This window comes from Streptococcus sp. (assembly GCF_032481935.1).
Taxonomy (GTDB): Bacteria; Bacillota; Bacilli; order Lactobacillales; family Streptococcaceae; genus Streptococcus.
The window spans coordinates 20423-44815 of record NZ_JAWERU010000013.1 but is presented as its reverse complement, the minus strand read 5'-3'; the positions used below and the strand labels follow the sequence as shown (position 1 = coordinate 44815).

The following is a 24393-nucleotide window of genomic DNA, read 5'->3' as shown; positions in this document are numbered from 1 at the left end:
CAAACGCCGTAAAAAAGTTGATTACATCGCAGCAAACAAAATTGAATATGTTGATTACAAAGATACTGAGCTTCTTAGCCGTTTCGTTTCAGAACGTGGAAAAATCCTTCCTCGTCGTGTAACAGGAACTTCAGCTAAAAACCAACGTAAAGTAACAAAAGCTATCAAACGCGCTCGCGTAATGGCTTTGATGCCTTTCGTAAACGAAGATTAAAAAAGGGGTCCGGGTGGACCTCTTTTTCATGAGCATGAAAACAAGAAAGCGAATTAAGACCCCGACGGGTCTTTTTTTCACGAGCATAGAAATGTGAAAGCGAGTTGAGGTCCGGTGGACCTCTTTTTCATGAGCATGAAAACAAGAAAGCGAATTAAAACCCGTTTGGGTCTTTTTTCACGAGCATAGAAATGTGAAAGCGAGTTGAGGTCCGGGTGGCCCTCTTTTTCATGAGCTTGAAAATAGGAAAGCGAATTAAAACCCGGTTGGGTCTTTTTTCACGAGATAGTTTTTTTCTGACCTTGGCGTGCTATAATGGTAATAGAAAGAGTAAAGGTGGGTAAGTCAAAGATGAATTGTACGATTAGAAATATGATTAAGTCTGATATTGAATCCTTATCTCATGGATTTATGAATCAAGGTTGGCCTGGTAGAGAGGAAATTTTGGCTAGATATTTTCTGGAACAGGAAAGTGGGGAGAGAGAAGTCTTAGTTGCAGAGATTGATGGTGTTGTAGTGGGCTACGTTACCATTTTGCCCTCTGCTAAACATGGTCCTTTTGCAGAAGTCTATCCAGAATTATCAGATTTTAATGTGTTTGAGCCTTTTCGAAATCAAGGGATTGGGAATCAACTGCTAGAAGAAGCAGAAAAACGAGTCAAGTTTGTTTCGAGTAAGGTCACTCTTGGTGTAGGCTTGCACTTAGGCTATGGCCCTGCCCAGAGATTGTATATCAGACGGGGCTACATTCCAGATGGGACAGGTGTCTGGTATCGAAATCAACCCTTGGAAATGAATGCAACTAGCCAAAATAATGATGATTTGGTTTTGTATCTAGTAAAGGAATTCGGATAAGAGATAAGGATTTTATTGGGGATGTGGGATTCCTCTACTTTATGGTATAATGGAAAGAGTGAATTGAAGGAGGTAATGAGATGGATGCGAAATTAAGATATAAGGCAAAAAAGATAAAGATTGTTTTTTTTGATATTGATGATACTTTGCGAAACTCAAAGACTGGTTTTATCCCAACCTCAATTCCAACAGTATTTCAACAATTACGTGAAAAAGGTATTTTGACTGGGATTGCGACTGGTCGTGGGATTTTCGGTGTCGTGCCAGAGATTCGCGAGCTTAAACCTGACTTTTTTGTTACTCTGAATGGTGCCTATATTGAGGATAAAAAAGGCAATGTGATTGATAGTAACAAAATCTCTAAAGATAAGGTTGAAAGCTATATTGCTTGGACTAAGGAAGTGGGGATTGACTATGGTTTAGTTGGTAGTCATACTGCTAAACTCTCCACTAGAACTGAGTTGATTAGTGAGGCCATTGATCCAATTTATCCCGACTTAGATGTAGATCCAGATTTTTATGAAAAAGAAGACATCTATCAGATGTGGACTTTTGAAGATAAGGGAGATGACCTGACTTTGCCTGAAAGTTTAGCATCGACTTTGCGTATGGTACGCTGGCATGAACATTCGTCAGATGTTGTACCAATTTCAGGTTCAAAAGCAGCTGGTGTAGCAAAAGTTGTAGAACATTTAGGTCTTAAACCTGAGAACGTCATGGTTTTTGGGGACGGACTCAACGATTTAGAGCTCTTTGATTATGCAGGTATTAGTGTTGCTATGGGAATTTCTCATGACGAAATCAAAGAAAAAGCAGATTATATTACAAAAACATTAGAAGAAGATGGCATTTTTGATGCCTTAGAAGGATTTGGTATGGTAGAAAAAGAATTACATTTTCCACAAGTAGACATTGAAGCAGTAGAAGGTCCGATTGCGACTATTAAAACAAATCATGGAGATATGCGTATTAAGCTTTTCCCTGAACATGCACCAAAAACAGTAGCCAACTTTATCTCTCTGTCAAAAGATGGTTACTATGACGGGGTCATTTTCCACCGTATTATTAAAGACTTTATGATTCAAGGTGGAGATCCAACTGGAACTGGTATGGGTGGCGAATCAATCTATGGTGAGTCATTTGAAGACGAATTTTCAGAGGAACTTTACAATATCCGCGGAGCCCTTTCTATGGCTAATGCTGGACCAAATACAAACGGTAGCCAGTTCTTTATCGTGCAAAATCAACACTTGCCATACTCTAAGAAAGAAATTGCTCGTGGTGGTTGGCCAGAACCAATTGCGGAAATTTATGCGGAACAAGGTGGAACTCCTCACCTTGATCGTCGTCACACAGTTTTTGGACAGCTTGCAGATGAAGCTTCTTATGAAGTTCTGGATGCAATTGCAGGTGTAGAAACAGGTGCAATGGACAAGCCAGTTGAAGATGTCGTTATCGAAACGATTGAAATCGAGGACTAAGATGAAAATAGGTGATAAGCTAACAGGGCGAATTACAGGGATTCAGTCTTATGGAGCCTTTGTGGAGCTAGAGACTGGTATCACAGGTTTGATTCATATTTCTGAAATTCGCACAGGATTTATTGAGAATATCTATGATGTACTGAAAATCGGTGAAGAAGTTCAAGTTCAGGTTGTCGATTTGGACGAATATACAGGGAAAGCAAGTCTTTCTATTCGGACTTTGGAAGAAGAGAAACATCAGTTACCGAGACGGAGACGTTTTTCAAGTGACCGTGTCAAATACGGCTTTGCTCCTTTGGCTCGCATGATGCCTATCTGGACCAAGGAAGCTATCTCTAATTTAAATAAGAAAAATTCCTAATTGATCCTTCTTTTTTGAAATGTTAATATAGTTTGATATAATAGAATTATGGTAGAAGAATTATTAAAATCAGGAGAGAGAATCAATCAACTCTTCTCTACAGATATCAAGATTATTCAAAATAGAGAGGTTTTCAGCTATTCGGTGGATAGTGTACTTTTGTCACGTTTTCCTCGCTTTCCTAAAAATGGCTTGATAGTGGATTTTTGTGCAGGTAATGGAGCTGTTGGACTTTTTGCCAGTAGTCGTACCAAGGCTAAAATTCTATCTGTAGAAATTCAGGAACGTCTCGCTGATATGGCTGAACGGTCAGTTCGTTTAAATAGCTTGGAAGAGCAGATGCAGGTCATTTGCGATGATTTGAAGAACATGCCTAGCTACATTCAGGGGAGCAAGGTTGATTTGATTTTGTGTAATCCGCCTTATTTTAAGGTAGATCCAAATTCTAATCTGAACGAGAGTGAGCACTACTTGTTGGCTCGGCATGAAATTACGACCAATCTTAAGGAAATCTGCCGTAGTGCCCAAAGTATTCTCAAATCCAATGGGCGTTTAGCCATGGTTCACCGTCCTGATCGTTTGTTAGATATTTTAGAAACGCTTCAACAACACAATTTGGCTCCAAAACGTCTGCAATTTGTCTACCCTAAACGGGAGAAGGAAGCCAATATGCTTTTGATCGAGGCTATTAAGGACGGCTCCACTAGTGGTTTTAAGGTTCTGCCACCACTCATTGTTCATAATGATGATGGTTCCTATACTCCAGAAATTCAAGAAATCTATTATGGATCATAAAGCTTATATGTATGTAGTTGAGTGTCGGGATGGTTCCTACTATACTGGTTATACAACGGATGTCAAAAAAAGAATAGCTGTTCACAATAGTGGTAAGGGAGCCAAGTACACACGAGCTCGGTTGCCAGTAAAACTCATCTATGTTCAAGGTTTCGATAGTAAGGAAGAAGCCATGTCTGCTGAAGCCCTTCTCAAACGTAAGAAGAGAGTGCAAAAGGAAAGATTTTTATCTGAAAACCAAGAGGAAAATTTACTCGGTCATTTTGAAGAGTAGAGGGGAGTTCTTTGACTCCTCTTACTTTTGTCAAAAATTGAAAAAAATGCTACAATAAAGAGAATAAAGAAACGAGGTATTATCATGTCTAAGATTCTAGTATTTGGTCACCAAAATCCAGATTCAGATGCTATCGGTTCATCAGTAGCCTTTGCTTATCTTGCAAAAGAAGCTTATGGTTTGGATACAGAAGCGGTGGCTCTTGGAACTCCAAATGAAGAAACAGCTTTCGTATTGAACTATTTTGGTGTGGAAGCACCGCGCGTTATCACATCAGCTAAAGCAGAAGGTGCAGAACAAGTCATCTTAACAGACCACAATGAATTCCAACAATCAGTTTCAGATATTGCTGAAGTAGAAGTTTACGGTGTTGTGGACCACCACCGTGTGGCTAACTTTGAAACTGCCAGCCCACTTTACATGCGTTTGGAGCCAGTAGGATCAGCATCTTCTATCGTTTACCGCATGTTCAAAGAACACGGTGTAGCAGTGCCAAAAGAATTGGCAGGTTTGATGCTATCAGGTTTGATTTCAGATACTCTTCTTTTGAAATCTCCAACAACTCATCCATCTGATAAGGTGATTGCGCCTGAATTGGCCGAATTGGCTGGTGTGAACTTGGAAGAATACGGTCTTGCCATGCTCAAGGCTGGTACAAACTTGGCAAGCAAGTCAGCAGAAGAATTGATTGATATTGATGCTAAGACATTTGAACTCAACGGAAACAATGTCCGTGTGGCTCAAGTGAATACAGTTGATATTGCTGAAGTATTGGAACGCCAAGCTGAAATCGAAGCAGCTATCCAAGCCGCAAATGCAGCTAACGGATACTCTGACTTTGTCTTGATGATTACAGACATCGTCAACTCAAACTCAGAAATTTTGGCTCTTGGTGCCAATATGGACAAGGTAGAAGCAGCTTTCAAATTCAAACTTGAAAACAATCATGCCTTCCTTCCAGGTGCTGTTTCACGTAAGAAACAAGTGGTGCCTCAATTGACAGAAAGCTTTAATGCTTAATGATTGATGGGGAAAACCATTATTAAAAAGGAGTTTCGACTCCTTTTTTGCTAGGAGGAGATCATGTTAGAAAATGGTGATTTAATCTTTGTGAAAGATGAATCGGATATAGGACAAGCCATCCAGGAATCTACTGGTAACTACAGCCATGTGGCCATCTTTTTGGACGGACAGGTCTATCATGCAATTACGGAAGGCGGTGTCCTTGCCCAGTCCCCTGAAGATTTCTTTGAAGCTGAGAAAGTATATGACCTTTATCTCTATCCAAAAATGGATCAAAAAGAAGTCAAAAAGCTGGCAGAGAGCCTTTTAGGGACTCCCTACAATTTCTCTTTTTATCCCGACGGAGATGGTTATTACTGTTCCCAGTTTGTAGCAGACATTCTACCTATTTTTGAGACCATTCCTATGAAGTTTGGGGATGATACACAGGAAATCAGTGATTTCTGGAGTGAATATTATAGAGAACTAGGACTCCCTGTACCTCTGAATCAGCCTGGCACTAACCCGAGTCAATTAGCAACATCACCACTTTTAGTTTGTAAAGAAAGGAATCTTCATGATTCAGATTTTTAATCCATCTCGCTTGACGCGTCAACCATTCTTTAGAGATTTGGTAAACTATCTTGATAAGCATGATGATGTTATCCTCCGCGAAATCAAGGCTCAGTTTCCAGAGGTTCCAGTTGACAAGTATTTGGAGGAATATATTAAAGCGGGTTTGATTTTGAGAGAAAATAAACGCTATTATCTCAATCTCCCATTTCTAGAATCTACAGAATCTCTTGAACTAGACCAAGAAATCTTTGTGAGAGATGATAGTCCAATCTATCAAGAAATCCTGGAGAAAGATTTTCAGACCGAATTGCGCAATCAAACCAATGCAGCTATCTTAGAAGAGCATACAGATTTTGCAAGAGAAAAGATGACCTTGTCTAATTACTTTTATAAGGTCAAACACCAGTATCCACTGACGGAAGAACAGCAGGCGCTCTACGGAATTTTAGGGGATGTCAATCCTGAGTATGCCCTCAAGTACATGACTACCTTTTTACTCAAGTTCCTCAAAAAAGATCAACTCATGCAGAAACGACGTGATATCTTTGTTGATAGTTTAGTCTTATTAGGTTACATCCTTCAAAATGAAGATGGGAAATACGAGTTAGCTGTAGAATTTGACAAAGAAAGACTCATATTTATAAAAAAATAAAGGCTAGGAAATTTCCTAGCCTTCTTTTAATTTATTATAGATAACGTTCAGCGATGGCTGCATCTCCAGGGTAGTCTTCCTTCTTGCCTTGGACGATTTGGTAGCAGTCTGCTCCTTTACCAGCGATAATCACAGCGTCCAGTTCTTGACTTGTAACAGACATAGCAGCCTTGATAGCTTGCTCGCGATCGACAATCTTTTCTACAGGATGGTTGATATAACTACTGATTTCATCTGCAATAGCCATTGGATCTTCGTGGTTTGGATCATCAGCCGTTAGAAAGACTTGAATTTCAGGGTGCTGATTGAGAAGAAGTCCAAAGTCCTTACGACGGCTTTCTCCCTTGTTTCCAGTTGAGCCAAGTACTAGAGCAATTTTTCCAGTCTGATGTGTTTCAACCACTGAGATTAGTTTTTTAAGACTGTCACCATTGTGGGCGTAGTCAATGAAAACTTTTGCGCCATTTTTCTGAGTGAGGACTTCCATGCGGCCAGGGACACGAGTTATCGCGATTCCTTTTTTAATGTCTTCCAGACTAGCACCTAAACGAAGGCAGGCAAGTCCAGCAGCGACTGCATTTTCTTGGTTGAAATGTCCAATCAACTGGATATCATAGTCTCCTGCTAATTTACCAGTAGCTGAGAAGCTAAAGGCTTTGGAGTTTTCGATCTGGTTATTTGACTGGCTACCGTAGAAGTCATGCTCTTGGTTCTCAACTTGTTCTTTTAGAACAGAGAAGTGGTCCATATCGCTATTAATGACAACTGCTCGGCTATTTTTCATCAAGAGACGCTTGTGGTAGAAGTAGTCTTCAAAGGTTGGATGTTCAATAGGACCAATATGGTCTGGTGTGATGTTGAGAAAAACTCCCACGTCGAAAGTTAAACCATACACTCGATTTACCAGATAAGCTTGGCTGGAAACTTCCATTACTAGATGAGTTCTACCATTTTTAACCGCTTGAGCCATCATATCAAAGAGATCAATATTTTCAGGTGTTGAGAAGGAAGATTTGAAGAAAGTCTTGCCGTCTAAAGTTGTATTCATTGTCGATAAGAGGGCTGTTGGGTAGCGTTGGGACAAGATATGATAGGCAAAGTAAGCAGCTGTTGTTTTTCCTTTAGTGCCAGTGAAAGCAAGGATTTTCAGTTTCTCCTGAGGGTTGCCATAAAATTCCATGGCAATCAAACTCATGGCCTTCTTGATATTGTTAACAACAATAACAGGAATTCCAACTTCATAATCCTGTTCCGCTACATACCAACCAAGCCCTTGTGCGATAGCTGAAAATAGATATTCTTTTTTAAAGGCAGCTCCTTTTGCAAAAAATAGAGTATTTTCTTTGGTTGTTCGGCTATCGTAACTGATGCTGTCAAAAATAACATCGTTGTAGTTGTAGTGGTAATGTCCTTGGTCGATAATCTCACGGAAGAGACCATCTTTCTTTAAAATATCTAATATAGTTTCAATCTTTATCATACTTTCTATTGTAAACCGAAAGTCTGAATTTTACAAGTAACAAGGAAAAGTTTATAATGGAATATAAGGAACATTTCCTAGTTATTAAAATTGAATGAGGAAGTTATGTCTAACGAAAATAATCATCAGCAGGCCCAGATGTTACGCGGAACTGCCTGGCTAACGGCTAGTAACTTTATCAGTCGCCTGCTTGGGGCCATTTACATCATCCCTTGGTATATCTGGATGGGGACTTATGCTGCTAAGGCTAATGGTCTCTTTACTATGGGTTACAATATCTATGCTTGGTTCTTGTTGATTTCGACAGCAGGTATCCCTGTGGCGGTCGCTAAGCAGGTTGCCAAGTATAACACCATGAAAGAAGAAGAGCATAGTTTTGCTTTGATTCGGAGTTTCCTAGGCTTTATGACTGGGCTTGGACTTGTCTTTGCTTTGATCTTATATCTCTTTGCACCTTGGTTGGCAGATCTTTCGGGTGTCGGTAAGGACTTGATTCCCATTATGCAGAGTCTAGCTTGGGCTGTCTTGATTTTCCCGTCTATGAGTGTTATCCGTGGATTTTTCCAAGGGATGAATAATCTCAAGCCTTATGCCATGAGTCAAATTGCTGAGCAAGTTATCCGAGTTATTTGGATGCTCTTAGCAACCTTTATCATCATGAAGCTTGGTTCGGGAGACTATCTAGCAGCAGTCACCCAGTCTACCTTTGCGGCCTTTGTGGGAATGGTAGCTAGCTTTGCTGTCTTGCTTTATTTCCTCTATAAAGAAGGAATGCTTCGAAAAGTCTTTGAAACACGAGATAAGATTGATAGCAAACATCTGTTAATGGATACGATTAAGGAAGCTATTCCTTTTATCATAACAGGGTCAGCTATTCAGCTCTTCCAAATCTTGGACCAAATGACCTTTATCAATAGCATGAAGTGGTTTACCAACTATAGTAATGAAGACTTAGTTGTCATGTTTTCTTATTTCTCTGCCAATCCTAATAAAATCACCATGATTTTAATTTCGGTAGGAGTTTCGATTGGTAGCGTTGGGCTGCCTCTCTTGACGGAGAACTATGTCAAAGGGGATTTGCCAGCAGCTTCTCGGCTCGTTCAAGATAGTATCACCATGCTTTTCCTATTCCTCTTACCTGCAACGGTTGGAGTAGTCATGGTAGGAGAACCACTCTATACAGTCTTTTACGGTAAACCAGATAGCTTGGCTATGGGCTTGTTTATTTTTGCAGTTTTACAGTCAACCATTCTTGGATTGTATATGGTCTTGTCCCCTATGCTTCAAGCTATGTTTCGTAACCGCAAGGCAGTCTTGTATTTTGTTTATGGATCAATTGCAAAAATTATTTTACAATTACCATCAATAGCGCTTTTTCATAGTTATGGTCCTCTCATTTCAACGACTATCGGTCTTATCATTCCAATTGTTTTAATGTATCGCGAGATCTGTCAGATTACAGGGGTTCATCGAAAGATCATCCTAAAACGAACCATCCTAGTGAGCATTTTAACTCTTGTCATGTTTATCTTGGTAGGCTTCTTACAATGGATGATAGGATTTGTCTTCCAACCAACTGGACGTTTTTGGAGCTTCATCTATGTCGCCCTAATCGGAACAATCGGTGGTGGGCTCTACGGATTCATGAGTCTCTATACTCGTCTCTTAGATAAGGTTATTGGACAGGCAAAAGCTGACCAGTTACGAGCACGATTAAAATTATCATAATGCTTTATAAATAAAATGAACAGTTTGAACTTTTAAGAGAAAAAAGTTTAAATTGTTCATTTTTTATTTAAAAAAGAGAGAAAAAAATAAAAATTGTAGAAAAATATAAATTTTTAACACATAAACGCTTGACTAAAAAAAACTTTAACTGTATAATGATACAAATATTTAATTTTGGAGGTTCTGGAAATGAAAAAGTCTAAGGCAAAATATCTGACGCTAGCAGGCCTTGCCCTAAGTGCCGGTTTACTATTGGCGGCTTGTAGCAACTCAGCTAGTTCAACTAAAACATACAACTATGTCTATTCTAGCGATCCGTCTAGTTTGAACTATCTTGCAGAAAACCGTGCAACAACCAATGACATCGTTACCAATTTGGTAGATGGGTTGATGGAAAATGACCAATACGGTAACTACGTTCCATCCTTGGCAGAAGATTGGACTGTTTCTCAGGACGGTTTGACATACACTTATAAACTTCGTAAAGATGCTAAGTGGTATACCTCTGAAGGTGAAGAATATGCTCCAGTAACTGCCCAAGATTTTGTAACTGGTTTGAAATATGCTGCTGATAAAAAATCCGAAGCTTTGTACCTGGTTCAAGATTCTGTAGCAGGTTTGGATGACTATATCAACGGGAAAACAACTGACTTTTCAACTGTCGGTGTTAAGGCGATTGACGACCAAACAGTTCAGTACACTTTGACACGACCAGAATCTTATTGGAATTCTAAAACAACATCAACCATTCTCTTCCCTGTCAATGCAGACTTCCTGAAATCAAAAGGGGATGACTTTGGTAAGGTAGACCCTTCTAGCATTTTGTACAATGGACCTTTCTTGATGAAATCCTTTGTTTCAAAATCTGTTATCGAGTTCAAGAAAAATCCCAACTACTGGGATGAAAAAAATGTCTTTGTAGATGATGTGAAATTGGCCTATTATGATGGTAGTGACCAAGATGCACTAGCTCGTAACTTTGTAGAAGGAGTCTACAGCTACGCACGTCTCTATCCAAATAGCTCAAGCTTTGAAGGAATTAAAGAGAAGAACAAGGATAACATCATCTATAGTATGCAAAATGCAACTTCTTATTACTTGAACTTCAACTTGGACAGAAAGTCTTATAACTTCACTTCTAAGTCCTCAGATATCGAAAAGAAATCAACCCAAGAAGCAGTTCTGAATAAAAACTTCCGTCAAGCCTTCAACTATGCTTATAACCGTACAGCCTATGGAGCTCAATCTCAAGGGGAAGACGGAGCAACGAAGATTATTCGTAACCTAGTTGTACCTCCTACATTTGTAAGCATCAACGGAAAAGACTTTGGTGATGTTGTTTCAGAAAAGATGGTCAACTATGGCCAAGAATGGCAAGGAATCAACTTTGCAGATGCGCAAGACCCATACTACAATCCTGACAAGGCTAAGGCTAAATTTGCGGAAGCCAAGAAAGAATTGGAAGCTAAGGGTGTGCAATTCCCAATCCACTTGGATGTAACAGTTGACCAATCAGCTAAAAAAGGTGTACTTGAAGCAAGCTCTTTGAAACAATCCATCGAATCTGTTCTAGGAGCTGAGAATGTGGTGATCGATATCCAACAATTATCAACAGACGATTACGATAATTCTGGCTACCTAGCTCAAACTGCAGCTCAAAAAGACTTTGATATCTATAATGGCGGTTGGAGTGCGGACTACTTGGATCCATCAAGTTATCTTGATATCTTAAATGTCAATAACGGTGGTATGTTGCAAAACATTGGTCTAGAACCAGGTGAGGTCAATGACAAGGCTAAGGCAGTTGGTCTGGATACTTACACTCAAATGCTAGAAGAAGCGAACAAGGAGCAAGAACCAGCAAAACGTTATGAAAAATATGCTGAAGTTCAAGCTTGGCTCGTTGATAGCGCCCTTGCTATTCCAAACGTTTCTCAGGGTGGAACACCGACTTTGAGAAAGACAGTTCCATTCTCATCGCCATTCTCACAAGCTGGAAATAAGGGTGTCGAATCATACAAGTACCTCAAGTTGCAAGATAAGACTGTAACGGCTGCTGAGTATGAAAAAGCTAAAGAAAAATGGCTGAAAGAAAAAGAAGAATCAAATAAAAAAGCCCAAGAAGAACTGGCAAAACACGTTAAATAACCAGTATATTCAACAGGAAAAACGATAGCTTCTCAAGGAACTATCGTTTTTATATAGTTTGAAACTATAACTAGCTCTTGAAAACAAGAAAACGAAGGATTCAAAATAAGTGGTACAATAGTTACTATAGATTTGGAGGTAAAGTATGAGCAAATCATTTCACATTAACACAATTTTAGCACAAGCAGGTATCAAGTCTGATGAGGCAACGGGAGCTTTGGTAACTCCCCTCCACTTTTCAACGACTTATCAGCATCCAGAATTCGGTCAATCAACTGGATTTGACTATACACGTACCAAAAACCCAACTCGTAGTAAAGCAGAAGAAGTCTTAGCAGCTATTGAATCAGCCCACTATGCTCTAGCAACTAGTTCAGGTATGTCTGCGATTGTCTTGGCCTTTAGTGTCTTTCCAGTAGGAAGCAAAGTTTTGGCAGTCCGTGACCTTTACGGTGGTTCTTTCCGCTGGTTCAATCAAGTTGAGCAAGAAGGACGTTTCCATTTTACCTATGCTAATACAGAAGAAGAGTTAATTGCTGAGCTAGAAAAGGATGTGGATGTACTTTATATCGAAACACCAACCAATCCTTTAATGTTGGAATTTGATATTGAAAAATTGTCAACATTAGCTCATGCAAAAGGTGCTAAAGTTGTCGTGGACAATACCTTCTACAGTCCAATCTATCAACGTCCAATTGAAGATGGAGCAGATATCGTCCTTCATTCAGCGACAAAATACCTTGCGGGACATAATGATGTGCTAGCTGGTGTAGTTGTGACAGATAGTGCTGATTTATACGAAAAACTCTTTTACAATCTCAATACGACAGGGGCTGTATTGTCACCATTTGATAGTTATCAACTGATTCGTGGTCTGAAGACCTTGTCACTTCGTATGGAGCGCTCAACTGCTAATGCCCAAGAAATTGTAGCCTTTTTAGAACAATCACCTGCTGTCAAAGAAGTTTTGTATACAGGACGCGGGGGAATGATTTCCTTTAAGGTAGCAGATGAGAAGCGTATTCCTCATATCTTAAATACTTTGAAAGTATTCTCGTTTGCTGAAAGTTTAGGTGGTGTTGAAAGTTTGATTACCTACCCAACTACTCAAACCCATGCAGACATTCCTGCAGAGGTTCGTCATTCTTATGGACTGACTGATGACCTCTTGCGCTTGTCTATTGGTATTGAGGATGCTAGAGATTTGATTGAAGACTTGCGTCAAGCCTTGGAAGGATAAAACTATGGGAAAATATGATTTTACGACCTTGCCCAATCGTTTTGGACATCATACCTATAAATGGAAAGAAGCAGAGACTGACCGTCAAGTATTACCAGCCTGGATTGCTGATATGGACTTTGAAGTGTTACCTGAGATTCGTCAGACTGTCCATGACTATGCGGAGCAATTAGTTTATGGCTATACCTATGCTAGTGATGGTTTGATTGAAGCAGTTCAAGACTGGGAAGAAAAACACCATGGTTATCGTTTTGATAAGGATGCTCTAGTCTTTATCGAAGGAGTAGTACCAGCCATTTCAACAGCCATTCAAGCTTTTACCAAAGAAGGCGAAGCAGTGCTCATTAACACCCCGGTTTATCCTCCTTTTGCTCGGAGCATTAAGCTCAATAATCGTAGACTAATCACCAACTCTCTAGTAGAAAAAGATGGACTTTTTGAGATTGACTTTGTCCAACTAGAAAAAGACTTTGTCGAAGAAGATGTGAAGCTCTACGTTCTCTGCAATCCTCATAATCCTGGTGGACGCGTTTGGGAGAAGGAAGTCTTAGAGAAGATTGGACAACTGTGTCAAAAACATGGAGTCTTGCTGGTATCTGATGAGATTCACCAAGATTTAGCCTTGTTTGGAAATAAACACCAGTCATTCAACACGGTAAATGAAGATTTTAAAGAATTTTCACTGATTTTAAGCAGTGCGACCAAGACCTTTAACATTGCTGGAACGAAAAATTCTTACGCCATTATCGAAAATCCCAAGTTGAGAGTGGCTTTCCAAAAACGCCAGCTGGCTAATAATCAACATGAAATCTCAGGTTTGGGATATTTAGCAACAGAAACTGCCTATCGATATGGTGAAGATTGGTTGACAGAACTCAAAGAACTGATTGAGAAACACATCAATTATGTAGTGGATGTATTTGGCAAAGAAACTAAAATCAAGGTCATGAAACCTCAAGGGACCTATCTCATTTGGCTTGATTTTTCAGCCTATGACCTGACTGATGAAAAATTGCAAGAGCTTTTGAGAAATGAATCCAAGGTTATCCTCAATCGTGGTTTGGATTTTGGGGAGGAAGGAAGTCTCCATGCCCGCCTCAATGTAGCCATGCCGACATCTGTCTTGGAAGAAGTTTGTCAACGAATTCTAACCACTTTCGCTAACCTTTAACAAGCTAGCCTTCTGGGGGAAAAGTACCCTAGAAGGCTATTTTCATAGGAAGAAATGTGGTATAATTAGGAGATAAAGAAAAGGGGAACATATGGCTAAATTGATTCCAGGGAAACTTCGGATGGAGGGAGCTCAACTCTACGAAACTAGTCAGATTGAAATTATCAAAGAGAAAGACCATCGTCTCTATGCGCGTGTAGCAGATGAAGAAATTCGCTATAGCCTGGATGATGATTTGGTTTTTTGTGCTTGTGATTTTTTCCAAAAAAGAGGGTTTTGTGTGCATTTGGCAGCACTAGAGCATTACCTGAAAAATGATCCGATTGGTCAGGAACTCTTAGGAAATCTGGAAAATGTGCACGAAAAGAAAGAAGAAGTTGAAACTCAGGTTACTTTTGGAGGAAAGTTTTTAGAATCCATTCAAATTCCGAAACTTTCTGAAATCTATCAGTTGTCTGCTCAAGGGCAGGTTGAAGCAGGGACTAATCGTATTATTTGGACTTTGAGAGTCGGTCTTATTCAGACACAGAAATTCTATGTAATCCGAGATATACCCCTTTTTCTGAAGGTTTTAGAAACTAGCAAACCCTATATGATTGGGAAGTTATATGAAACTTCCTTGAATATTCGTCAGTTTGATGAAAGTAGTCAATTTGTTCTAAATTTCCTTCAAGGAATTCTAGAAGATGAGGCTGAAAACGCCCTCTTTTTCCAAAATCAAGGTCGTCATCTTTATTTCCCGCTGTCTTTTTTTGAGCAGGGTGTTAGTCTGCTGATGGGCTTAGATGCATTTCAATTTGACCATCAGATTTCGAATTATCACCACTTTGTATTTCAAGATTATGATGGTCAAGCAGGTTTGTTTACCTTTCAAATTGAAGAAAAGTCCAACTATTTTGAGATGGAAATTGTTCAACAGGTAGGGCTTAATTCGTTTTATAAGGGACAAGTCTTGTTTACTAAAGGTACATTTTATCTTCTGTCTAAAGAACAAGCTAGACTTATAGAAAAATTAAAAAAAGTATCTATCGATAAAAGTGGTAGAAAGATTTTACAATTTGATACCAGTGATCGAGACCTTTTAGCTTCGACCTTATCCCAGTTCAAAAACGTAGGAAAGGTAGAGGCTCCTGATGGGCTTCGAATTCAGTCTTTCCGTCCTTCTTTCTACATGGAAGGAGAAGAGGATGGCTCTATTCGCTTGGATATGCAGTTTCAGTATGAAACTTGCCTAGTAAGGAATCGTAATGAACTAGAGAATCTTCCATTTGCTAGCGATATTCAACTAGAGAAAGAGATTTTTCAACTAGCTCTATCAGCTGGATTTGAAGCAGATTTTCGTTCATGGCGTCAAAGTTTGAAAGCTGATGCAGTCCATGCCTTCTTCCAGGAAGTTTTGCCAGCCTTTGCAGCACTTGGAGAATTAAAGATTTCTGAAAGCTTGCAAGACCTTTATCAGGTTCAGAAGCCTCAAGTTCACATCTCATCCAAGGGAAACCTATTAGAAATTCAATTTGATTTTCAAGATATAGATCAAGAAGAAATCGATCGAGCGATGAAAGCGCTAGTTGAGAAGCAGGATTATTACATCAGCTCTTCGAATCAGGTTTACTATTTCGATGATCAGACCAAGCGTATCCGTCAGGATTTAGAAGAATTAGGGATAGAGGACCTACAAGATGGAGCTTTTCGAGCTCGTAAATCCCTAGCTTATACCCTATCTCATCTATTTAAGGACCAGGATCAAATTTCTTTCACCGAAGAATTTCGCAATCTGGCCCATGATTTGACGCATCCAGAAGATTTTCCGATGAAAGTGCTGAATATCCAAGCAGATCTCAGGGATTATCAGAAAAAGGGAATTCAGTGGCTTCAGATGCTTCACCATTATGGCTTTGGTGGGATTTTAGCAGACGATATGGGACTTGGGAAGACCTTGCAAACCATCGCCTTTTTAAGTAGTCAGGTTCAAGCAGATACTAGTGTCCTAATCCTTGCTCCATCTGGCTTAATCTATAACTGGGCTGATGAATTTCAAAAGTTTGCTCCAGATTTGGATGTTGCGGTCGTGCATGGCTTAAAATCTCATCGAGAATCAATTTTGGCAGAAAATCATCAGATTTATGTGACAAGCTATGCTACTTTCCGTCAGGACAGTGAGATTTATCGAAACCTATCTTTTGATTTTCTTTTTCTAGATGAAGCTCAAGTGATGAAAAATGCACAAACGAAGATTGCTCAAAGTTTGCGACGATTTGTGGTTCCATCTGTCTTTGCACTATCAGGAACACCGATTGAAAACCATCTGGGAGAACTCTGGTCGATTTTTCAGATTGTCTTACCAGGCCTCTTACCTGCTAAGAAGGAGTTTATGAAACTATCAACTGAAAGAGTGGCTCAATTTATCAAACCCTTTGTCATGAGACGCAAGAAAGAAGAGGTTTTGACAGAGTTACCTGACTTGATTGAAGTCGTCTATAAGAATGAACTGGAGGATCAACAAAAAGCTATCTATCTTGCTCAGCTGCAACAGATGCAGGAGCGTCTGGGACAGGTAAGCGATTCGGAATTTCAACGAAATCGCGTCGAAATTTTGACTGGTCTCATGCGTCTTCGCCAGATTTGTGATACACCTGCGCTCTTTATGGAGGACTACCAAGGAGAGAGCGGGAAACTGGATAGTTTACGAGATTTGCTGGTTCAGATTGCTGAAGGTGGACACCGTGTACTTATCTTCTCACAATTTAGAGGTATGTTGGATCGGATTGAGCAAGAGCTACCTGACTTAGGCTTGACTTCCTTTAAAATTACGGGCTCAACTCCTTCTCAAGAACGTCAGGAAATGACTAAGGCTTTTAACCGAGGAGAGCGCGATGTATTCTTGATTTCTCTAAAAGCTGGTGGGGTAGGACTCAATCTCACTGGTGCGGATACGGTCATTCTAGTAGACTTATGGTGGAATCCTGCAGTTGAATCTCAGGCTATCGGTCGAGCCCATCGTATGGGGCAAGAGCAGGCTGTTGAAGTTTATCGCCTTGTGACTCGAGGTACAATTGAAGAAAAGATTCAAGAATTGCAAGAGAAAAAGAAAAATCTTGTTTCTGAAATCTTGGATGGAACAGAGTCTCGAGGAAGTCTGAGTCTAGCTGAAATACGAGAAATTTTAGGGATTTCATGAGCCTATACTTGAAAAATCAAGACATTACGCTATAATGGAGTATTGAAAGGAAATAAATATGACACAAAAACGATTTCCAATAGTGGCAGATGATGAAGTCATGTTGACAGAAATGCCAGTTATGAATCTCTACGATGAGTCTGATTTCATCAGTAATATCAAAGGTGATTATCAAGATAAAAACTACTTAGAATGGTCTCCAATCACTGAAGAAAAAAAGCAAGAGAAAGTCAAGCCTCTTGTTAAACCGATTGAGAAAAAAGAAAAATCCTATGCTGAATTAGCGCGTGAAGAAGCTCGTGCGGATTTGAAAAAGAAGCGCTCGGCACGATATTTGACTCAGGATGTGAGTCATACGAGACGTCAAACGAAACCAAGCCAGGTACGTCCAGCAAATCAACCGACAGCACCTTTTCAAAAAGAAAATCCAGGAGAATTTGCGAAATATAGTCAGAAATTAGGTCAGTCTCACTATATTTTGGCAGAAACAGTTTCTCAAGTGGAACATCCAATTTCAGATGGTGAAACAAGTCATTCTAAGAAAAACAATTATGACTTTTTAAAGAAAAGTCAAATTTATAACAAAAAAAGTAAACAAAAAGAACAAGAACGTCAAGTGGCCCAAGAGCTCAACTTGACTAGAATGAGCGAATAGAGGGGAAGAAAATGGCAAAAACCTATCATTTTATCGGAATCAAAGGATCAGGTATGAGTGCCTTGGCTTTGATGTTGCATCAAATGGGGCACAAGGTGCAAGGTTCTGACGTTGAAAAGTACTACTTTACACAACGTGGACTAGAACAAGCAGGGATTACAATTTTACCGTTTGATGAAAAAAATCTTCAAGGAGATTTAGAAATTATCGCGGGTAATGCCTTCCGTCCAGATAACAATGTTGAGATTGCTTATGCGGACCAAAATGGTATCAGCTACAAACGTTATCATGAGTTTCTTGGTAGCTTTATGCGTGACTTTATCAGTATGGGAGTTGCTGGTGCACACGGTAAGACGTCAACAACTGGGATGCTTTCTCACGTCTTGTCACACATCACTGATACAAGCTACTTGATCGGAGATGGTACAGGTCGTGGTTCTGAAAATGCCAAGTATTTTGTCTTTGAATCAGACGAGTATGAGCGCCATTTCATGCCATATCACCCAGAGTACTCTATCATCACTAACATCGATTTTGACCACCCTGACTATTTCACAAGCTTGGAAGATGTCTTCAACGCCTTCAATGATTATGCCAAACAAATTACTAAAGGCTTGTTCGTTTACGGTGAAGATGCTGAGTTGCGTAAGATTACGGCAAATGCCCCAATCTATTATTACGGTTTTGAAGCAGACAACAATGACTTTGTAGCCAGCGATTTACTTCGTTCTACAACAGGTTCAACCTTTACCGTTCACTTCCGTGGTCAAGAGTTGGGCCAATTCCACATTCCAACTTTCGGTCGCCACAACATCATGAATGCCACAGCAGTGATTGGTTTGCTTTATACTGCTGGCTTTGACTTGAATTTGGTGCGTGAACACTTGAAGACTTTTGGAGGAGTGAAACGTCGCTTTACAGAAAAGATTGTCAATGATACGGTTATCATCGATGACTTTGCCCACCATCCAACTGAAATCGTAGCGACTCTTGATGCTGCACGTCAGAAATATCCAAGCAAGGAAATCGTGGCAATTTTCCAACCGCATACTTTTACTCGTACAATCGCCTTGTTGGACGATTTTGCCCAAGCCTTGAATCAGGCTGATGCGGTTTACCTAGCACAAATCTATGGATCTGCTCGTGAGGTAGACCATGGTGATGTCAAAGTAGAAGACCTTGCCAATAAAATCAACAAGAAACATCAAGTTATCACAGTTGAAAATGTTTCTCCACTCCTAGACCATGACAATGCTGTCTATGTCTTCATGGGAGCTGGCGACATTCAAACGTATGAATATTCATTCGAACGTCTCTTGTCTAACTTGACAAGCAATGTTCAGTAAGGAAGATCATGGAATTTCCAATTAAAATCAGGAAAGCTCAGAATTCAGATATTGATCAGATTTGCTTGATCCAAGAAAGTACTTCAAATTCCCTAGAAGTATTGAATAGAGAAATAATAGAAGAACGTATCCGCAAGCATGCGGGTACGTTTCTCTTAGCTAGCCTGGATGATCAAGGGATTGCTTATATCACTGCGACGACACCTCCTATTCCCTCTTTAAGAAAATGGATGCTTGAGATTGGAGATGAGGAATTCATTCGTGAGAACTCAATCATCCTTGAAGATTTAGCTGTCGATCCCGATTTTCAGGGGCAAGGCTTTGGAACCTTGTTGCTAGCAGCTTTGAAGGAAGTTACCCGTCAGCAAAATAGACCAGGTATTTATCTGCTTTGTGAGGATGAGTTGCTGGCCTACTTTGAAATGAATGGATTTGTGGAACAAAGGATCGTAGATGGAGAAAGGAGCAGTGAAGTTGCCTTTCTCATGCGTTGGCAGAATCCCTATTATCAGGAGAAAATATGATTATTAGACAAGCTAGATTGACAGATTTAGATCGTATCTTTGAAATTGAACTAGAAAATTTTTCAATTGAAGAAGCCATTCCTCGTCCTGTTTTTGAAGCTCATCTGAAGGAAATTAAGACCAGTTTTTTAGTGGCTGAAAAAGAGGGGGAAATACTAGGCTATATTGAGGGACCAGTAGTACCTCATCGACATTTACAAGACCAGTCCTTTACAGAAGACATTAAAGATGATAGCCATCAAAAAGGTGGCTATATCTCTGTGACTTGTCTATCCATTGCTAAGAAAGCTCAAGCTTTAGGTGTCGGACGAAAATTATTGACCGCTTTAAAAGATCTCGCTCTTGAGCATGAGCGTGAGGGAATCAATCTAACCTGCCATGACTATCTCATTGGCTATTATGAGAAACATGGTTTTGTGAATGAAGGAAAATCAAAGTCGACTTTTGCTGGTGAAGAATGGTATGACATGGTCTGGGAAAACACGAATTAGGCATCAGAAAGGCATCTATGGTTGCTTTTCTTTAGTTTTTAAGATATAATATTATGGATTATCAACAAGGAGGTAACACCTTTGAGCGAAAATTCTCGAGAAGAAGAAAAGTTAAGTTTTAAAGAACAAATTTTAAGAGATTTAGAAAGATTAAAAAGAGAAGACGGCATCGCGAATACTAAAAGTAGCAACGATGATTTGTTTTCAAATTTAAGTAATAGTTCAGAAGCGGAAAACCCAGTGGAAGAACCTTCTGTAGAAGATTTGATGGCCAATTCTGTTTCTTTAGTGGATGAATTGCTTGCTAATGCTCCAGCAGTTCCACCACGTCCAGTTTTACAAGATGATTCAGTTGAAACTTCTGTAGCTTCAGAACCAGTTGTAGCTTCAGAGCCAACTGTAGCTTCAGAGCCAGCTGTAGCTCCATATCCTCTACCATCAACGGAAGCTGTTGAACCCGTCAAGCCTCTTGAACCTGCTCAACCAGCGGAAGAAGAGAAAGAGTTCAATGCTATTTCGACAAGGATTCCAGTTTCTTATCGTACGAATCAGGCTAAACCAAGTCCTGCTAGAAAGAATATTAAACCTCAACCGAAACCAACAGTTCTTGCAAAAGAAACTCCAAGTCAAGAGCCAGTTGCTCCAGTTGAAACTAGAACTGAACTTCCTAGAAGAAGTCGTAAAGAATCAGTGAAACCAATCAAGAAAAAGAAAAAATCACGCTTGAAAGGATTTTTCGTAACAGTATTTGTTTTATTGATTTTACTAGGTGTGGGTGGATTCTTCGGTTACCGTTATGTCGAATCTGCACTCCAACCAGTTGATGCAAATTCAAAACAGTATGTCACGGTTCAGATTCCAGAAGGGGCTAATCTTCAGCAAATTGGTGATACCTTAGAAAACTCTGGATTGGTAAAACACGGTTTTATCTTTAGCCTTTATGCTAAGTACAAAGACTACTCTGATTTAAAATCTGGTTACTATAATTTGCAAAAGAGCATGAGTACAGATGATATCATCAAAGAATTGCAAAAGGGTGGAACGCCTCAACCTCAAGAAGTTGCACTTGCAAATCTTACAATCCCTGAAGGTTATACCCTTGATCAAATCGCACAAACAGTTGGTCAGCTTCAAGGAGACTTTAAAGAACCTTTGACTGCTGATGCCTTCTTGGCAAAAGTGCAAGATGAAACCTTCATCTCTCAATTAGTTGCTAAGTACCCAACCCTTCTCGAAAGTCTACCAACTAAAGAAAGTGGTGTTCGTTATCGTTTAGAAGGATACCTATTCCCAGCAACTTATGCTATCAAAGAAAACACAACTATTGAAAGCTTGATTGATGAAATGGTGGCAGCTATGGACAAAAACTTGTCAGGGCATTATACTGCAATCAAAGAAAAGAACTTGACAGTGAATGAACTCCTCACCATTGCATCACTTGTGGAAAAAGAAGGATTGAAAACTGACGATCGCAAACTGATCGCTGGAGTTTTCTATAATCGTTTGAACCTTGGTATGCCGCTCCAAAGTAACATTGCTATTCTCTATGCAGAAGGTAAGCTAGGACAAAATATTAGCTTGGCAGATGATGCAGCAATTGATACAACAATCAATTCACCTTATAATGTTTATACAAACCTTGGCTTAATGCCTGGCCCAGTAGACAGTCCAAGTCTAGATGCAATTGAAGCAAGTATCAATCAAACTAAGAGCGACTATCTCTACTTTGTAGCCAACGTACAAGATGGCAAGGTTTACTTTGCAACCACACGAGAAGAACATGATCGAAACGTTGCAGAGCATGTCAACAGTAAATTGACACAATCAAGTAGTTCAAACTAACTCTTAGAACAAGATTTGCTATTAAATTCGTGAATGTAGAAGTAAAACTCTCTTTTTTACGATCAAAGCAAGTCCTACCAGTCTTTCCGCTATGATTAGAAACGCCTGAAATTCACAAGTTTTAGGCGTTCGGAAATTGCGAAAGTAAAAACCTACCTAATTTTTGAACCTGAGTCTAGAAGTGATAGAATCATTAGATTTAGGCACAGATTTTAAAAGGTCGATACTGACCAAAATCATTTAAGGAAAGCTTTTAAAAGACTTTGTCTTCATTGTAAAATTATGTGGTTTACCACATAATTTTGCTTTACTACCTAAAGAAATATAAATTTAATCAAAAGAAAGTTGAGAAAAATGGCAGAAAAAACATATCCAATGACCCTTGAAGAAAAGGAAAAACTCGAAAAAGAATTAGAAGAGTTGAAACTAGTTCGTCGTCCAGAAGTTGTAGAACGCATCAAGATTGCGCGTTCATACGGTGACTTGTCAGAAAATAGTGAGTATGAAGCAGCTAAGGACGAGCAAGCCTTCGTTGAAGGACAAATCTCTAGCTTGGAAACAAAAATCCGTTATGCTGAGATTGTCAATAGCGATGCAGTTGCTCAAGATGAAGTTGCTATCGGGAAAACAGTCACTATCCAAGAAATTGGTGAAGACGACGAAGAAGTATATATCATCGTGGGATCAGCGGGTGCAGATGCCTTTGCAGGTAAAGTATCAAATGAAAGCCCAATTGGGCAAGCCTTGATTGGTAAGAAAACAGGTGATACTGCTACGATTGAAACACCTGTAGGAAGCTATGATGTTAAAATCTTAAAAGTAGAAAAAACAGTTTAATAGGAATGAAAAGAAGGAGTAGATATAGGGAAAGCGCTTCCCATCACTCCTTTTCTTAATTCTCAAAACTAGAGGAGACTATATGAATTCAGAAAATAAGCACAAAAAGAAAAATAAAATGGAACGTGGGTTAACCAATCGCCATGTACAGGTTATGGCTATTGCAGGAACGATTGGAACGGGACTGTTTCTAGGGGCTGGACGTTCCATTAGTTTGACAGGTCCGTCAATCGTCTTGGTCTATATGATTACGGGTGGCTTTATGTATCTTATGATGCGTGCTATCGGGGAAATGTTGTACCAAGATCCGGAGCAACATACCTTTATCAACTTTATTACCCGTTATCTTGGTCAGGGTTGGGGTTACTTCTCAGTCTGGTCTTACTGGCTCTCAGTAGTCTTTATCGGTATGGCTGAGATCACGGCTATTGCTCACTATGTTCAGTTTTGGTTTCCATCCTGGCCGTCTTGGTTGATTCAGGTTGTATTTCTGACAATACTTGGCTTGGTGAACTTGATTGCCGTTAAAATCTTTGGTGAAGTAGAATTTTGGTTTGCTATGATCAAAATCGTGGCCATTCTTGCCATGATTGCGACAGGTGTCTTTCTAGTTTTGACTGGCTTTGAAACGCCTTATGGTTCAGCAAGTCTTGCCAATATCAGTGAACACTTCTCACTTTTCCCAAATGGTGCTATGAACTTTGTCATGGCCTTCCAGATGGTTTTCTTTGCATACTTGATGATTGAATTTATCGGTGTTACTACATCTGAAACTAAGGATCCAAGAAAAGTATTGCCTAAGGCTGTTAAGGAAATTCCTTTGCGAATTATCTTTTTCTATGGTGGAGCTCTTTTAGCCATCATGTCTATTATTCCTTGGCGTGAGCTTTCTGCAGCAGATTCACCATTTGTAACGGTATTTGAACTTGTTGGTCTTAAGTGGGCGGCAGCTTTAATTAACTTTGTTGTATTGACTTCAGCTGCATCAGCCTTGAATTCAACCCTTTACTCAACAGGTCGTCACTTGTACCAAATTGCCCATGATTCACCAAATCGTTTCTTGAAAGCTATTAAGGCAGATACCCTCTCACGCCACAACGTTCCTCAGAATGCAATCATTGCTTCTGCCGTATTGATTGGTTTTGCAGCATTCATCAATGTCCTTCCAGGAGTATCAGATGCCTTTGCTTTGATTACGGCTTCTTCATCAGGTGTTTATATCGCCATCTACATCTTGATCATGGTAGCCCATCTCAAATATCGTAAGTCTAAAGACTTTATGTCAGATGGCTATCTTATGCCTCAATATCGCTTGCTAAATCCTCTGACCATGCTCTTCTTTATCTTTGTATTTGGAACACTCTTCTTACAAGAGTCAACTGTAATGGGAGCTAGAGGTTCAGCTATCTGGATTGTTGCATTTGGTATTTATAGTCAATGGAAATTTAGAAAATAAGTTATACTCTCATCAACTTAGGTTGGTGAGTTTTTTTAAGTTTGACAGTTCTTCAAAATAGGAATATAATCAAGGCATAAGTGT

At 39.6% G+C, this 24393-nt stretch carries 22 protein-coding genes; 21 read left to right on the top strand and 1 reads right to left on the bottom strand.

Translation table 11 applies throughout. From position 1 onward, the window contains the following. From rpsR to E7C97_RS04100, 9 genes are all read left to right on the top strand, one after another. On the top strand, positions 1–214 hold a 214-nt coding region (gene rpsR, locus E7C97_RS04140; protein WP_316108248.1), incomplete at its 5' end, for a 30S ribosomal protein S18. A gap of 351 nt (positions 215–565) precedes the next feature. After that, a complete protein-coding gene (locus tag E7C97_RS04135; RefSeq protein WP_316108247.1) occupies positions 566–1069 on the top strand; it encodes a GNAT family N-acetyltransferase in 504 nt (167 codons plus the stop codon). Between the two features lie 80 nt (positions 1070–1149). Further along, complete coding sequence (locus E7C97_RS04130; protein WP_316108246.1) at positions 1150–2550, top strand: bifunctional Cof-type HAD-IIB family hydrolase/peptidylprolyl isomerase; 1401 nt, start codon at positions 1150–1152, stop codon at positions 2548–2550. Position 2551: 1 nt separating this feature from the next. Further along, entirely contained in the window at positions 2552–2914 is a 363-nt protein-coding gene (locus E7C97_RS04125) for a S1 RNA-binding domain-containing protein (protein ID WP_281334780.1), read from the top strand. A 45-nt stretch (positions 2915–2959) separates the two neighbouring features. Then, the gene (locus E7C97_RS04120) at positions 2960–3709 is read left to right on the top strand and encodes a tRNA1(Val) (adenine(37)-N6)-methyltransferase (protein ID WP_316108249.1); all 750 of its coding nucleotides are present in this window, start codon (positions 2960–2962) and stop codon (positions 3707–3709) included. Beyond that, entirely contained in the window at positions 3699–3983 is a 285-nt protein-coding gene (locus tag E7C97_RS04115; RefSeq protein ID WP_000349621.1) for a GIY-YIG nuclease family protein, read from the top strand. Before E7C97_RS04120 ends, E7C97_RS04115 begins: the two co-directional genes overlap by 11 nt. An 84-nt stretch (positions 3984–4067) precedes the next feature. After that, positions 4068–5003, top strand: coding sequence for a manganese-dependent inorganic pyrophosphatase (locus tag E7C97_RS04110; protein ID WP_316108245.1), 936 nt, complete (start codon positions 4068–4070; stop codon positions 5001–5003). 63 nt (positions 5004–5066) lie between these two features. Further along, a complete protein-coding gene (locus E7C97_RS04105; RefSeq protein ID WP_248034775.1) occupies positions 5067–5579 on the top strand; it encodes a YiiX/YebB-like N1pC/P60 family cysteine hydrolase in 513 nt (170 codons plus the stop codon). Next, positions 5563–6213 carry a DUF1803 domain-containing protein gene (locus E7C97_RS04100; protein WP_316108244.1) on the top strand — a complete coding sequence of 217 codons (651 nt, stop codon included), beginning with the start codon at positions 5563–5565 and terminating at the stop codon, positions 6211–6213. Before E7C97_RS04105 ends, E7C97_RS04100 begins: the two co-directional genes overlap by 17 nt. 34 nt (positions 6214–6247) lie before the next feature. Here E7C97_RS04100 and E7C97_RS04095 read toward each other — a convergent pair whose 3' ends face one another. Continuing rightward, positions 6248–7693 carry a UDP-N-acetylmuramoyl-L-alanyl-D-glutamate--L-lysine ligase gene (locus E7C97_RS04095; RefSeq protein WP_316108243.1) on the bottom strand — a complete coding sequence of 482 codons (1446 nt, stop codon included), beginning with the start codon at positions 7691–7693 and terminating at the stop codon, positions 6248–6250. Between the two features lie 105 nt (positions 7694–7798). Here E7C97_RS04095 and E7C97_RS04090 point away from each other — a divergent pair, with 105 nt between their 5' ends. From E7C97_RS04090 to E7C97_RS04035, 12 genes are all read left to right on the top strand, one after another. After that, the gene (locus tag E7C97_RS04090; RefSeq protein WP_316108242.1) at positions 7799–9421 is read left to right on the top strand and encodes a polysaccharide biosynthesis protein; all 1623 of its coding nucleotides are present in this window, start codon (positions 7799–7801) and stop codon (positions 9419–9421) included. Between the two features lie 189 nt (positions 9422–9610). Beyond that, the gene (locus tag E7C97_RS04085; protein ID WP_316108241.1) at positions 9611–11569 is read left to right on the top strand and encodes a peptide ABC transporter substrate-binding protein; all 1959 of its coding nucleotides are present in this window, start codon (positions 9611–9613) and stop codon (positions 11567–11569) included. A gap of 145 nt (positions 11570–11714) precedes the next feature. After that, entirely contained in the window at positions 11715–12809 is a 1095-nt protein-coding gene (locus E7C97_RS04080; RefSeq protein ID WP_316108240.1) for a cystathionine gamma-synthase, read from the top strand. A 4-nt stretch (positions 12810–12813) separates the two neighbouring features. After that, complete coding sequence (locus E7C97_RS04075) at positions 12814–13980, top strand: MalY/PatB family protein (protein ID WP_316108239.1); 1167 nt, start codon at positions 12814–12816, stop codon at positions 13978–13980. Positions 13981–14071: 91 nt separating this feature from the next. Beyond that, on the top strand, positions 14072–17158 hold the full coding sequence (locus E7C97_RS04070) for a DEAD/DEAH box helicase (RefSeq protein ID WP_316108238.1): 3087 nt from the start codon (positions 14072–14074) through the stop codon (positions 17156–17158). 58 nt (positions 17159–17216) lie between these two features. Next, entirely contained in the window at positions 17217–17813 is a 597-nt protein-coding gene (locus tag E7C97_RS04065; protein ID WP_316108237.1) for a cystathionine gamma-synthase, read from the top strand. 11 nt (positions 17814–17824) lie between these two features. Beyond that, complete coding sequence (murC, locus tag E7C97_RS04060; RefSeq protein WP_316108236.1) at positions 17825–19159, top strand: UDP-N-acetylmuramate--L-alanine ligase; 1335 nt, start codon at positions 17825–17827, stop codon at positions 19157–19159. An 8-nt stretch (positions 19160–19167) separates the two neighbouring features. Further along, complete coding sequence (locus tag E7C97_RS04055; protein WP_316108235.1) at positions 19168–19683, top strand: GNAT family N-acetyltransferase; 516 nt, start codon at positions 19168–19170, stop codon at positions 19681–19683. Then, entirely contained in the window at positions 19680–20174 is a 495-nt protein-coding gene (locus tag E7C97_RS04050; RefSeq protein WP_316108234.1) for an N-acetyltransferase, read from the top strand. The genes E7C97_RS04055 and E7C97_RS04050 overlap by 4 nt, the downstream gene beginning before the upstream one ends. 81 nt (positions 20175–20255) lie before the next feature. Beyond that, positions 20256–22016 (top strand): endolytic transglycosylase MltG, encoded by a 1761-nt coding sequence (mltG, locus tag E7C97_RS04045; protein ID WP_316108233.1) that lies wholly within the window; start codon positions 20256–20258, stop codon positions 22014–22016. A 354-nt stretch (positions 22017–22370) separates the two neighbouring features. Next, a complete protein-coding gene (gene greA / locus E7C97_RS04040; RefSeq protein ID WP_000818756.1) occupies positions 22371–22853 on the top strand; it encodes a transcription elongation factor GreA in 483 nt (160 codons plus the stop codon). Positions 22854–22935: 82 nt separating this feature from the next. Then, a complete protein-coding gene (locus E7C97_RS04035; protein ID WP_070459129.1) occupies positions 22936–24309 on the top strand; it encodes an amino acid permease in 1374 nt (457 codons plus the stop codon). Positions 24310–24393 lie beyond the last annotated feature (84 nt).